Origin of the sequence: Gordonia sp. (in: high G+C Gram-positive bacteria) (genome assembly GCF_047606305.1) — a bacterium.
In the GTDB taxonomy this organism is placed as follows: domain Bacteria; phylum Actinomycetota; class Actinomycetes; order Mycobacteriales; family Mycobacteriaceae; genus Gordonia.
The window spans coordinates 1-12762 of the sequence record NZ_JASGER010000065.1; the positions used below are offsets into that span (position 1 = coordinate 1).

General features: G+C 67.7%; 14 protein-coding genes. 6 read left to right on the forward strand and 8 right to left on the reverse strand.

What is annotated here, in order from left to right:
• Nucleotides 1-146: 146 nt before the first annotated feature.
• Both QM634_RS10375 and QM634_RS10380 read right to left on the reverse strand, forming a co-directional pair.
• Nucleotides 147-668, reverse strand: coding sequence for a methylated-DNA--[protein]-cysteine S-methyltransferase (locus QM634_RS10375; RefSeq protein ID WP_415042706.1), 522 nt, complete (start codon nt 666-668; stop codon nt 147-149).
• A gap of 21 nt (nt 669-689) precedes the next feature.
• Nucleotides 690-2126 carry an Ada metal-binding domain-containing protein gene (locus tag QM634_RS10380; protein WP_415042707.1) on the reverse strand — a complete coding sequence of 479 codons (1437 nt, stop codon included), beginning with the start codon at nt 2124-2126 and terminating at the stop codon, nt 690-692.
• Nucleotides 2127-2224: 98 nt separating this feature from the next.
• Between QM634_RS10380 and QM634_RS10385 the strand changes: the two genes are divergently transcribed.
• On the forward strand, nt 2225-3364 hold the full coding sequence (locus QM634_RS10385) for an AI-2E family transporter (RefSeq protein ID WP_415042708.1): 1140 nt from the start codon (nt 2225-2227) through the stop codon (nt 3362-3364).
• A gap of 4 nt (nt 3365-3368) precedes the next feature.
• On the opposite strand, the gene QM634_RS10390 is transcribed toward QM634_RS10385, so the two are convergent.
• From QM634_RS10390 to QM634_RS10410, 5 genes are read right to left on the reverse strand one after another with little or no spacing between them, the layout of a single operon-like run.
• Nucleotides 3369-3962: a TetR family transcriptional regulator gene (locus tag QM634_RS10390; protein WP_415042709.1), complete on the reverse strand. Its 594-nt coding sequence runs from the start codon at nt 3960-3962 to the stop codon at nt 3369-3371.
• Nucleotides 3959-5152: an NAD(P)/FAD-dependent oxidoreductase gene (locus QM634_RS10395; RefSeq protein ID WP_415042710.1), complete on the reverse strand. Its 1194-nt coding sequence runs from the start codon at nt 5150-5152 to the stop codon at nt 3959-3961. Before QM634_RS10395 ends, QM634_RS10390 begins: the two co-directional genes overlap by 4 nt.
• Complete coding sequence (locus tag QM634_RS10400; protein WP_415042711.1) at nt 5149-5334, reverse strand: rubredoxin; 186 nt, start codon at nt 5332-5334, stop codon at nt 5149-5151. Before QM634_RS10400 ends, QM634_RS10395 begins: the two co-directional genes overlap by 4 nt.
• Entirely contained in the window at nt 5331-5492 is a 162-nt protein-coding gene (locus QM634_RS10405) for a rubredoxin (protein WP_415042712.1), read from the reverse strand. The genes QM634_RS10400 and QM634_RS10405 overlap by 4 nt, the downstream gene beginning before the upstream one ends.
• On the reverse strand, nt 5489-6757 hold the full coding sequence (locus QM634_RS10410; protein ID WP_415042713.1) for an alkane 1-monooxygenase: 1269 nt from the start codon (nt 6755-6757) through the stop codon (nt 5489-5491). Before QM634_RS10410 ends, QM634_RS10405 begins: the two co-directional genes overlap by 4 nt.
• Before the next feature lie 198 nt (nt 6758-6955).
• Here QM634_RS10410 and QM634_RS10415 point away from each other — a divergent pair, with 198 nt between their 5' ends.
• Nucleotides 6956-7864, forward strand: a complete 909-nt coding sequence (locus QM634_RS10415) for a methylenetetrahydrofolate reductase (protein ID WP_415042714.1) — start codon at nt 6956-6958, stop codon at nt 7862-7864.
• Nucleotides 7865-7870: 6 nt separating this feature from the next.
• Here QM634_RS10415 and QM634_RS10420 read toward each other — a convergent pair whose 3' ends face one another.
• The gene (locus QM634_RS10420) at nt 7871-8272 is read right to left on the reverse strand and encodes a hypothetical protein (RefSeq protein ID WP_415042715.1); all 402 of its coding nucleotides are present in this window, start codon (nt 8270-8272) and stop codon (nt 7871-7873) included.
• A gap of 93 nt (nt 8273-8365) precedes the next feature.
• Here QM634_RS10420 and ychF point away from each other — a divergent pair, with 93 nt between their 5' ends.
• The 4 genes from ychF (at nt 8366) to QM634_RS10440 (ending at nt 12741) form a co-directional block, all read left to right on the forward strand.
• Nucleotides 8366-9445, forward strand: a complete 1080-nt coding sequence (gene ychF / locus QM634_RS10425) for a redox-regulated ATPase YchF (RefSeq protein ID WP_415042716.1) — start codon at nt 8366-8368, stop codon at nt 9443-9445.
• A gap of 398 nt (nt 9446-9843) precedes the next feature.
• Nucleotides 9844-10437, forward strand: coding sequence for a Panacea domain-containing protein (locus QM634_RS10430; protein ID WP_415042717.1), 594 nt, complete (start codon nt 9844-9846; stop codon nt 10435-10437).
• Entirely contained in the window at nt 10434-11027 is a 594-nt protein-coding gene (locus QM634_RS10435; protein ID WP_415042718.1) for a hypothetical protein, read from the forward strand. Before QM634_RS10430 ends, QM634_RS10435 begins: the two co-directional genes overlap by 4 nt.
• A gap of 700 nt (nt 11028-11727) precedes the next feature.
• The gene (locus QM634_RS10440; RefSeq protein WP_415042719.1) at nt 11728-12741 is read left to right on the forward strand and encodes a hypothetical protein; all 1014 of its coding nucleotides are present in this window, start codon (nt 11728-11730) and stop codon (nt 12739-12741) included.
• Nucleotides 12742-12762 lie beyond the last annotated feature (21 nt).

The window sequence follows — 12762 nt, forward strand, 5'->3', positions numbered from 1 at the left end:
ACGGGCGGCGGCCAGCGCCGGCGCGGAGCGGGAGGCGTGGGCGCTCCAGCCGACGGCGCAGCCCGCGAGCAGCGCCAGCGCCAGGAGTGCGATCACCACAGATGTAGCCATGCCCCGATCGTCGCAGGGACCCCTGACATCGACGGTCAGCGCGCCTCGTGGTCGAGCAGCCAGCGCTTGGTCTCCAGGCCGTAGCGGAAGCCGCCGAGCGAGCCGTCCGAGCGCAGGATCCGGTGACACGGCACGAACAGGGCGGCGGCGTTGCGGGCGCAGGCCGCCGCCGCGGCGCGCACGGCCTGGCCGTTGCCGGCGAGCTCGGCGAACTCGGTGTACGTGCGCGTCTGGCCGGCGCCGACCGTGCGCAGCGCCTTCCACGCCTGCTCGAGGAAGGGGCCGCCGGATTGGACGACGAGGACGTCGTCGACGGCGGTCGGCTCGCCCTCGTAGTAGGCCTCGACCGCCTTGCGGAGGCGCCGGTCGTGCTTGTCGACGGCATGGTCGAGGTCGCCCGGGCGCAGCGTCGGGTGGATGAGGGGCAGCAGATAGTGCGGGTCGTCGGTCCAGCCCGAGGCGAGCACGGCGCCGTCGTTGCGGTAGATCGCGGTGAACGGCCCGTTCGGCGTGTCCGCGGTGAGCGTGCCCGCGCGTGCGGTGTCGAGGTCGGCCATGGTGTTCTCCTTCGTGGTCAGTCAGGCGGCGGTCGCCAGCAGGCTGTGCCGCCACAGGTGCATCGAGGCGTAGGAGCGCCACGGTGCGACATCCGCGAGGGCGCGGGTGTCGATGGACAGTGCAGTGGCGGCCTTCGCGACGACCAGGTCGGTGTCCAGCAGGACGTCGGGATCGCCGGCCACCGTCATGGCGAGGTAGTCCGCGGTCCAGGCGCCGATGCCGGGGCGAGCCAGTAGGGCGACACGTAACTCAGACGCATCGACCCCGGCGTGCAGTTCCATCTGGCCGTCGGCCACCGCTCGGGCGAGCGCGACGATCGCCTCGATGCGCCGCTGTGGACCGCGCAGCACGCGTTCGCCGTGCTCGGCGAGGGCCAGGGGCGTCGGAAACAGGCGATCGGGTCCGTCGTCGCTGGTCCAGGGCGCGGGTTCGCCGAGTTCGGCGACCAGCCGCCCCAGATGCGTGCGCGCCGCGGCGGTGCTGATCTGTTGCCCGACCATCGTCGCGACGATCGAGGCGAAGGGGTCGCACGACCCCGGCACCCGTACACCGGGGGCGGCGCGCACGAGGGGGCCCAGCGCCGACGCCCCGAGCACCGATTCGACCGCCTCGATGTCGGCGTCGAGGTCGAGCAGCCGCCGGATGCGGCTGACGGCGGCCGGCAGGTCGCGCAGGTCCAGGTGGCTCAGTCGCAGGGCGACGAAATCGTCGCGCAGGTCGATGTCGGCCAGCGCCGGTCCGTGCGGGAGGCTCAGGATCCGGCTGGTGGCCGTGCCGTGCCCGGGGATCGCGTGCGTGGCCAGGTGCAGCTGGAGCCACTCCCGGTTCAGCGGTTTGCGAAACGGCAGTCGCAGCGCGAGGGACTGCGGCGGGCCCGACCGGCGCGCCGGGGTGCCGCGCAGCTCGGTGGGGGAGGCGGCGAACACCGCGCGGATCGTGTCGTTGAACTGTCGGACGCTGGCGAACCCCGCGGCATAGGAGACCTCGGACATCGGGAGGTCGGTGCGGGTCAGCAGGATCCGCGCGTTCGTCGCGCGCTGGGCGCGGGCCAGCGCGAGCGGGCCGGCACCGAGTTCGGCGGTCAGGATCCGCTCGAGTTGGCGCGTGGAGTAGCCGAGCGTCGCGGCCAACCCGCCCACGCCGTCGCGGTCGACGACGCCGTCGGCGATCAGGCGCATGGCCCGGGCCGCGACGTCGGCGGCGTGGTCCCACCGCGGTGAGCCGGGCACGGCGTCGGGCAGGCAGCGCCGACAGGCGCGGAACCCGCGTCGCTGCGCGGCCGCCGCCGTCGGCACGAAGTCCACGTTGGCCCGTTTGGGCGTGCGCGCCGGGCACGAGGGCCGGCAGTAGATGCCGGTGCTCGCGACCACCACGAAGAACTGGCCGTCGAATCGCGCATCCCGTGATTCGAGTGCGCGGTAGCAGCGCTCGAAGTCCAGGGCAGCGGTGGTGGTCATGTCCCCACTCTTGCACCGCTCGACGATCGATTGCTAGCGGAAATCCGACATGGCACCTTTGGTGTGTTGGACGGCCGGTTGTGTGTGACAATTCGGCGGTGACCACCGACGCGTCCGACGACGTCCAGACCCCCGCACAGCGCGACCGCCTGCACGTCGCCGGCGACTGGCTGGCCAGCGCCGCGCGCGTCTCGCTCCAGATCATCGCGGTCCTCGCGCTGATCGCGGTCCTCGGCTACATCCTCGGCAAGGTGTGGTCGGCCGTGCTGCCGGTGGCCCTGGCGCTGCTGTTCGCGACCGTCCTCTGGCCCGCGGTGGCCTGGCTGCGCCGCCGCGGCCTCAAGGACTCCGTGGCGGCCGCGATCATGACGCTCACCGGCATCCTGGTCGTCGTCGGCGTCGTGGCCGGGATCGTGCCGTCGGTGGTGGGCCAGGCCGACGACCTCGGGCACAAGGCGGCCGAGGGCATCACGAAGGCCAAGACCTGGTTGCAGGGTCCGCCCTTCAACATCGGCGACGACCAGATCAGCAACGCGCTCGACACTCTGCAGGACAAGATCAAGTCCAGCGCCGGGTCGATCGCCCAGGGCGCGATGAGCGGCGTGAGCACCGCGACGTCGACCCTGATGATGATTTTCACGGTGCTGATCCTGGTGTTCTTCTTCCTCAAGGACGGCCCGAAGTTCCTGCCGTGGCTGCAGCGCACCACCGGCGGCCGGGCGGGCGGTCACCTCGCCGAGCTGCTCGGCCGCATCTGGTCGACGCTGTCCGGCTTCATCCGCACCCAGGCGATCGTGAGTTTCATCGACGCCCTGTTCATCGGCGCCGCGATGTTCATCATCGGTGTGCCGCTGGCCGGGGTGCTGACCATCGTCACGTTCATCGCCGGGTTCATCCCGATCGTCGGTGCGGTGGTGGCCGGAGCGCTCGCCGTCCTGGTCGCCCTCGTCGGCAAGGGCTGGGTCGCGGCACTGATCATGCTCGGCGTGATCCTGTTGGTCCAACAGCTCGAGGGCAACGTGCTGCAACCGTGGCTGCAGGCGAAGGTGATGGAGCTGCACGCGGTGATCGTGCTGCTGGCCGTGATGCTCGGCGGCTCGATGTTCGGCATCAGTGGCGCGTTCCTGGCGGTGCCGGTGGCGGCCACCGTGGCGGTGGTCTTCCGCTATATGAACGAACAGCTGGCACGCAAGGCGGGGGAGGCGGTCCCCGTCGACGAGGGACCCGTCGAACTCTGAGGAGTCAGGTGCGGGCCGCTTCGATCGCCGGCCCGATGATCGAGGCCAGGTCGGCGGCGACATCGCGATCGCCCTCGGGGGGCATCGTCACGTAGCTCATGGCCATGCGGGTCAGCGCGCGCGAGATGCGCAGCGCGTCGTCGTCGCCCATCGACAGCCAGGCGGAGTCGGCCATCGCCTGCCGCAGGATCTCCGACGCGGTCGTGATGAGCGGCCCCGCGTCGGTGGTGACGATCTTCAGCAGATCCGGCTTGGCCTCGCCGGCGAGCAGCGAGGCGATCATCGGGTCGGTGGCCACGCCGGCGAAGAACTCGCCGAAGCCGTCGTGCAGCGCGCCCTCGAGGTCGTCGGGGTGATCGGCCAGCGCGTCGCTGACGATCGAGGCGAGTTGGACGGTCAGTCGCTGGGCGTAGGCCTGGGCGAGCCCGTAGCGGGTGCCGAACTCGTTGTACACCGTCTGGCGACTCACGCCCGCCGCGGCGGCGACGTCGCTCATGCGGACCTGTGACCAGTCCTTTTCGACGAGGAGCCCGCGCAGGCCGTCGAGCAGCGAGTTGCGGAGCAGGGAGCGGCTCGCCTGGGCGTAGGTCTCGGTCATGCGCCGACCCGGGAGTCCAACGCCTCGGCGATCTCGGTGCGCAGGGCGCGTCCGGCGGCGGCGCGGCCCAGGCAGACGGCGCCGACCAGGTCGTCGCCGCGGTAGCAGCGCACGGTGGCGTCGAAGTCGTCGATTGCGCCGTCGACCTCGATCCGCTCGGCCGATCCCGGCCAGCCCACCAGCTGCACGTTTCGACCATAGTGGATGGTCCAGGCCAACGGGATCGGCGAAACCGGTGTGGCGCCCGACGTCTCGAGCCCGAGATCGCCGGCGATCGTCGCCGCGACGAGCTTGCCGTGCTCGGTCGCCGTCATCCACTGTTCGGCGCGGGCCGGTTCGCCGGTGACCGGGTGGGGGCGCGCCGCCACGTCGCCGGCCGCGTAGACGCCGGGCACGTCGGTGCGCAGTCGGTCGTCGACGACGATTCCGGCCGGCCCGATCGAGGCGCCGGCCGATTGGGCCAAACGGGTGTCGGGGACCATCCCGATCGCCGACACGACCGCGCCGCGGTGGACCACACCGTCGGCGGTGTGCACGGCATCGGGCGTGGCCGAGGCGAGGTCGACGCCGGTCACGATGCCCACGCCGTTGGCGCGGTGCAGGTCGACGATCGCCGCGGCGACCTGCTCGGGCATGACCCTGGTCAGCACTGACGGGGCGGCCTCCAGGACCGTCACCGGGTTTCCCGACGCCGCTGCCGCCGAGGCGGCGATCTCGAGGCCGATCAACCCACCGCCGATGATGACCACGGGACCGTCGGCCAGCCGCTGTTGGAGCGCCATCGCGTCGGCATGGTGACGCAGGGTCGGCACGGCATCGTCGACGGCGTCGACGGTCCGCGGACGCCCGCCGGTCGCCAGGACCAGGGCGTCGTAGTCGACCGCCGCGCCGTCGCCGCAGACCACCCCTCGTCGGTCTGCGTCGATGGAGTCGACGGTCGTACCGGTGACGATCGTGATGTCGCGATCGGCCCAGAACTCGGGCTTGCGCAACCGGATCTTCTCCGACGAGAGGTCGGCCGCCAGGAGGTCCTTGCTCAGCGCGGTGCGACGGTAGGGCAGGTGCGGCTCGTCGCCGATCACCGTGATCGGACCGGTGTGGCCCAGTGTCCGCAGGGTCTCCGCGGCGGTGATGCCGGCGACGCCGCCGCCGACGATCACGACTGCGGCGGCCTCGGGAGCGAGGCTCACGAGCGGGCCACCTCGACCATGGTGAAGTCGCTCTTGGCGGCGCCGCAGTCCGGGCAGCTCCAGTCGTCGGGGATGTCGTCCCAGCGGGTGCCCGGCTCGATCCCGTCCTCGGGCCAGCCGAGCTCCTCGTCGTACTCGAATCCGCACTGTTCGCAGCGGTACAGCTTGAAGTCCATGGTCATGCTCCTTCGAAATCGATCTTCTCGCGGACCCCGCAGTCCGGGCAGGCCCAGTCGTCGGGCACCTCGGCCCAGGTCGTGCCGGCCGGGAAGCCCTCGCGCGGATCGCCGGTGGCCTCGTCGTAGACGTACTCGCACACCGGGCAGCGGTAGGCGCTCACGCGGCCACCCCGTGCGCGGCGAGGATCTTGTCCCGCTTGTTCGGCTGGAGGTTGGCCTTGGTGATGTCGCCGTCGTAGTGCTCGAGGACGCGGTGGTCCATGACCTTGCGCCACAGCGGCGGGACGTAGGCGAGGGTGATCATGCTGGCGTAGCCGCTGGGCAGGTTCGGCGCCTCGTCGAAGCTCCGCAGCACCTGGTAGCGCCGCGTCGGGTTCGCGTGGTGATCGCTGTGGCGCTGCAGGTGGTAGAGGAAGATGTTCGTGCAGATGTGGTCGGAGTTCCAGCTGTGCTGCGGGGTGCAACGCTCGTAACGGCCGGTCTTGGTCTTCTGACGCAGCAGACCGTAGTGCTCGAGGTAGTTGACGGTCTCCAGCAGCGAGAAGCCGTAGACGGCCTGGATGATCATGAACGGCAGGATCTTGATGCCGAACAGGGCGAGCATCGCGCCCCACAGGACGATCGAGAAGGCCCACGCGTTGAGCACGTCGTTGCTGGGGTGCCAGAAGGACTTCTCCGCGCGCTGCAGGCGCTTGCGCTCGAGCTCGATCGACGACTTGAGGCTGCCCCACACGCTGCGCGGCAGGAAGCGCCAGAAGGACTCGCCGTAGCGCGAGGTGGCCGGATCCTCGGGGGTGGCGACGCGGACGTGGTGGCCGCGGTTGTGCTCGATGAAGAAGTGGCCGTAGAAGGTCTGGGCCAGGGCGACCTTCGACGCCCAGCGCTCGAGGTTCTCCTTCTTGTGGCCGAGTTCGTGGGCCGTGTTGATGCCGATGCCGCCCATGACGCCGACCGAGATGGCGAGGCCGATCTTGGAGACCAGGCTCAGGCCGTGGTCGTAGCCCAGCCAGGACAGGTCACCGGCCGACCACAGGTAGCCGGCGGTGAAGAGGCTGGCGATCTGGAAGGGCACGTAGGCGTAGATGCAGTAGCGGTAGTACTTGTCCTTCTCCAGCTGCTCGATGATCTCGTCGGGCGGGTTGGAGCCGTCCGGGCCGAAGAAGACGTCGAGGACGGGCAGGAGGCCGTAGACGAGGATCGGGCCGATCCAGAACAGCGCCGCCGACAGCGTCGCGAGAACGTTCAGGATCGGGTTGTCGAAGTGTGCGGCGATCGCGTGCACACCGGCGATGAGGGCGAGCGCGACGAAGATCGCCGTGGCCGGGATCAGGCCCAGGAGCCACAGGTAGCGCTTCTTGTCGCGCCACGCCATGGGGTCGGGGATGTCGTCGTGCGAGGTGTCTCGCCGGATGGAAGATGTGGTCATGGTGACCTCCTTGCCGAGTCGGACTGTGACTGCTGCCACTAGACAGTAGGGCATCGGATGTCGATTGTCTATACATCTAGCTCTATTTGTAAAGTTGGTGGCGCCGCAATGAGGGGTTGGTGGGCGGGCTTCTATACGATGTCGATCTGTATGTGCTGCTCACCGGCGTGATGCCGTCGGACGGGGAAAGGGGATCGAGTGGGACTGGCCGAGCGGATCGCCCAGCGCGGCGACGGCGTGTTGCTTTTCAGCCTCACCCCGCCGCGGTCCTCGACGACCCCGGACGACGCCCAGCGGATCGCCGACGTGACGCTCGAACGCCTGCAGTCGCTCGACCTCGACGGCCTGGTGCTCTACGACATCGACGACGAGAGCGACCGCAATCCGAAGGAGCGGCCCTTCCCGTATCTGCCGACGATGGACCCCGCGCGCTTCCTCGCCGACCACCTCGGCGGGTGGGAGCGGCCGGTCGTGGTCTACCGCTGCGTCGGGAAGTACGACGAGGAATCCATGGAGCGGTGGCTCGCCGAGCAGGACCCGGGCAACGTGCTCAGCGTGTTCGTCGGGGCGTCGACCAGCGGGAAGCAGCGCGCGCTGGAACTGCCGGCCGCGCAGAAGCTGCGCGCCGAGGTCAACCCGAAGCTGCAGCTCGGGGGAGTGGCGATTCCCGAGCGCCACTCGCGCTCGGGTTCTGAACACCTGCGGATGGTCGCGAAACAGGAGGCCGGGGTGTCGTTCTTCGTCACGCAGGTCGTCTACGACGTGTCGGCGGCCAAGTCGATGCTGTCGGACTACTTCTATGCGTGCGTCGACGCCGGCATCGAGCCGGTGCCGGTGATCTTCACGCTGTCGGTGTGCGGGTCGATGAAGACCGTCGAGTTCCTCGAATGGCTCGGCGTCGACGTCCCGCGCTGGCTGCGCAACGACCTGTCGCACGCCGACGACCCGCTGGCGGTGTCGCTCAACCAGTGCCAGGTGACGGCCGCCGAGCTGGGCGCCTTCGCCCGCCGGTTGGGCACGCCGCACGGGTTCAACGTCGAGAGCGTGTCCAACCGACGCCGCGAGATCGAGGCGTCGGTTGAACTCGCGTCGGTGTTGCGGGGCTAGACCGGACTATTTGTCCTTGCCCGGCTTCTTCTTGGATGCCTCGTCGTCGGCGGCCTTGGGCACGTCGTCGAGTGCGTCGATCGGGATGCCGTAGGGCAGGAACCGCACGCGACGGGAGCCGTCGTTGGACTGGTTGGCGCGCAGCGCCTCGATCTCGGTCGCGAAGACCTGCTCGACCTGGGCCTTCTTGCCGACCTTGGCGATGATCGCCCAGACGCCGTTGCCCGCCTCGGCGGCGGTCTCCGGCTCCGGGTGGGGGCGCTTGCGGGTGGTGGTGAAGGGTGCGGCGAAGCCGGCGTTCTGGCCGAGGAAGTCCGAGAACATGTTGCGCAGGTTCTCGCCCGCCTCGCGCGTGAAGCGCTCGAAGTCGTCGGGGTTCATGCCGAAGGGGTTGTTGTCGAAAGCCATGGGGGTTCTCCTTGCCGAATCCGGGCTGGTGAACTGCTCAACGTGCGGTCCGCCGGGTTTGTTCCGCCGGGGTGACCGATAGACTTTGCTCCCGTGAGTCTCACCCTAGGAATCGTCGGGCTGCCCAACGTCGGCAAGTCCACCCTGTTCAACGCGCTGACGCGCAACGACGTGCTCGCGGCGAACTACCCGTTCGCCACGATCGAGCCGAACATCGGGGTGGTGGAGCTGCCGGACAAGCGCCTCGAGCGCCTCGCCGAGATCTTCGGCAGTGAGCGGATCCTGCCCGCCACCGTGTCGTTCGTCGACATCGCCGGCATCGTCAAGGGCGCCTCCGAGGGTGAGGGCATGGGCAACCAGTTCCTGGCCAACATCCGCGAGGCCGACGCCATCTGCCAGGTCGTGCGCGTCTTCGCCGACGACGACGTCGTGCACGTCGACGGCCGCGTCGACCCCACCTCCGACATCGAGGTCATCGAGACCGAGCTGATCCTCGCCGACCTGCAGACGTTGGAGAAGGCGATCCCGCGCCTGGAGAAGGATGCGCGCAAGAACAAGGACCTCGCCGAGACGCTCGCCGCCGCGCAGAAGGCGCAGGAGCTGTTGAACGACGGCAAGACCCTGTTCTCGGCGAAGGACTCCTTCGACCTGTCGTCGGTGCGCGAGCTGCACCTGCTGACCGCCAAGCCGTTCCTGTACGTGTTCAACTCCGACGAGGGCGTGCTCACGGACGACGCCCGCAAGCAGGAACTGCGCGACGCCGTGGCTCCCGCGGACTGCATCTTCCTGGACGCCAAGGTCGAGAGCGAACTGCTCGAGCTCGACGAGGAGGATGCGCAGGAGCTGCTCGATTCCATCGGCCAGGACGAGCCGGGCCTGCGGTCGTTGGCGCGCGCGGGCTTCCACACGCTGGGATTGCAGACCTATCTCACCGCCGGGCCCAAGGAATCGCGTGCCTGGACCATCCACCAGGGCGATACCGCCCCCAAGGCCGCCGGGGTCATCCACACCGACTTCGAAAAGGGCTTCATCAAGGCCGAGATCGTCTCCTTCGAGGACCTCGATACCGCCGGCTCCATGGCTGACGCGAAAGCCGCCGGCAAGGTGCGCATGGAGGGCAAGGACTACGTCATGGCTGACGGGGATGTCGTCGAGTTTAGATTTTCAAACTGAAATCTCGGAACGAAGACGACACGGCGTAATTCGCGCGACTCCTTTGCTGCTACTAGCTCCATGCGTATGAAATGCTCGTCATTCACCGAGCGAAGGCGTTCACGCACCTCCGGATCTGTCCGTAGACAGGTGCATGGGACAGGATTGAATGGCTGTCCGGTGGGCGACTGCGACGCGTGGTGGCTAGCTTCGGGGCTTCGACGAGATTCCCGCCGTCGAGCGCGGTGGCGACAGGGTGTGCTGGATCGACCCGTTGCCGCCCGGCTGGCTACTCGAGATCGATGGTACAGTTTTGTACCCTCTGACAAGGGTTATCGCCGCAACGGGTCAAATCTGGTCAGTGCTGTCAGCCGTAAGCCTTACAATTGGCTGTAACCAGTTCTAGGGAGGTGAACGTCATGACGACCGTGTTCGATGTCGCAACTGAGCTGGTCGAGCGTAACGGAGGCTCGATCGAGACCGTCAAGCTGCAGAAGCTCTGCTTCTACGCCTTCGGATGGTACGCCCACCTGACCGGTGAGCCGCTGTTCGGTGAGACGTTCTACGCCATGGCTAAGGGGCCTGTCGTGGGTGAGCTGCTGAGCGCGCACGCACAGCGGCCCTCCGTTGACCTAGAGACGATCGAGGATCAGCGTGAAGCCCGTCAGGATGAGCGCGAGGAGCTGGACGCGTACAAGAAGGCCGTGCTGGATGCAGTCTGGGCTGCCTACGGGAGCGCGACGAGTTGGAAGCTCATTAGCCTGACACACGACGAGCCCGTCTGGGACGAGGCGTGGAAGTCCCGCCGCCCCGGCGCCAGGCGCGGTGACCTGTCGCGTGATGCGGTGATCGACTATTTCCTCGACCGGTATCCCAAGGACAGCGAGCAGCTTGATCTGCCGCTCGCGATGATCTCGCGTGCCTCGTCTGCTGCGCTGGCCGACATCGAGTCGCAGGCCAAGGTTCATCGCCCCTATGTAGATGCCGTGCGCGCCTTCCGATTCGTCTCGTGACCGACCGCTTCTCGGCATTTCTTGCCGGTGCTGGGTTACAGCTTCGCCGGATGGACGACGAGCACCTCGTGGACTTCTTCGACTGTGGCCGCGACGCGGGCATGGACAAGTGGTTCTGTCAGACGGCTATGAAGTGGCAGCGAGAGGACATGTGCGCAGTGTGGGTCCTGTCGCCAGCTGACAACGCAACAGACCCATTGGGCTTCTTCACACTGAGTGCCCACCAGGTCATCCCAGGCAACGTGGACAAGTGCCACAGGGCAGCTGACGCGTCAAACAAGTCGTGGGTGAACAACCTACGGCAGCCCTTCCCGGCCCAGCTGCTGGGCAAGTTCGCACTCGACGGCAGCCAACAAGGCAAGGGCCTCGGAGCGATCCTCATGACGTGCGTCTACGCCAAGCACGTTGAGGCCGCTGACGTTGCCGGGGCCAAGTTTCTCGTCGTGGACGTGCGGGAGGATGACTTGGTGACCTACTACAGCGAGCGGTTCGGGTTCGAGCGGTCGGGTCTCATTGACGAGATGGCGCAGATGTACCGGCCCACCTGGGTGGTACGTGAAGACCTGAACGAGGCGCTGAAGCTACCATGATCATCCTGTTGATCGCTTCGCGGAAGGGCTGAAGCGCGGCGGTCCTTGCCTCGGAGACGGGTCGGCCTGATGACCATCGCTACGGAGCGCGGTGGACTCACAGCTTCCTCGCTGCCGAGCATCGCGACGAGATCCGCAGGTCGACCCGCACGTCGCCGATCTGAGCGGTGTCTCAGTCCAGTTCGCGGGACTCTCGGGCGAGAGCTTGAGATGTATTTCGCCGACGTGGGCCAGCGGGCCATGGGGTCGGTACCTCTAGTTGCTCGCGAGCTAACCTCACTTTCTCCCAGTCGATTTACCCCCTGTCGTTGGATTGTCGGGCGCGGAGGCTCGTGTCGACGCCAAGCGCCGACGTCGTCATCGAACCGGTGCCGCGCGGGAGGAAGGGCTTCAACGAGGCGACCGTCGATATCCGCTGGAAGTGGCCGAACCGGCCCGTAACCAGGGCACGATCGGGCATTCGAGCTTCGTGAGACCAAGGAAGTCCGATATTCTCATCGCCTAACTCACATTCACGATTGGAGATGCCGTGGTACTCCCCGCCAGGGCTCCCCTGCCGGCCGCTCCGCCGCCCACCCCGGCGTCGCCCAGTGGCGGCAACTACGGGGCACAGATCCCCAACGCAGCACCGGCACCGTCGGCCACCCAAGGGCAGAGCACGGCGGCGCCGGCCCCCGCGAGCAGCGGCTCTGGCGCTCCCGTGGACTCCAGGAACACGCCGACCTCGCGGACCAACAGCCAGATCGCGGAGAACCTGGCGAACAAGGGGATGCCGGCCGCACCGCCGATCATCCCGCCGAAGGTGCTTCCCGGCGTGGGCGTGTCGGTCCAGGCCGAAGCCCAGGCCGAGACGACCACCGAGGTCGACAAGAAGGGTTCCAGCGACGATTCCGAGAGAACGGGACGGTCGACGGCGGCAAACGGCGGTACCGACGCGGAACTGCTGGCCGGGCACAGCTGCGAGGTGGAAGTCGAGGAGCCGGACGTGCCTGCGCCCAAGGGCGTACTAGATAAGCCGATGTCCGACGGCTCGGGGATAGAACAAGGCCAGCACGGAGACTGCTGGTTGGTTGCGACGGTCGTCGGCCTCCAGGGCACCGAGGAGGGCCGGAACGGTCTTGCAAGGACGGTAACCGCATCCCCACAAGGCGGATACGATGTCCGACTCTATGACCCTGATGGGACCGAACGCACCGTCCACGTCACTAAGGTGTTCAGTAACGGCTCCAAGGAGAACGGCAGACCTGGCCTCGTAAGCATCATCGAGGCTGCGGTGTGGCAACGCGAGCAGGACCGGGTGCATTGTGGCACGCCGAGTCGCGGCGGGCTCGAAGCGGCACAACAGCTTCTGACCGGGAAAGACCCAGAGGATCACGGTATGTACCCGTGGACCAACAAGGCGGCCGACCGGGTCACCAACGACCACAAGGACATCAACCAACGCATAGCCGAGGGCGGTACGGTAATCATGTCCACGAGCAGCGACGCAACGTTCAACACGAGGGTGAGGGTTGATGGGAAGGAACCGACAAGGCAGGTCAAGATGGTCGATCACCACGTCTACACCGTCGTCGAATCCTCCGCCGACGGTGTCTGGGTGCGAAACCCGTGGGGTCCCGGCAACCGCAACGACGACGGCTACACCTTCTTCGTACCCAAGGGCAGAATCAACGACTTATTCAAGGCCGTCTCGATCTCGAGTCCACTGCCGTGAATCGACGCGCAGGTCGCACCG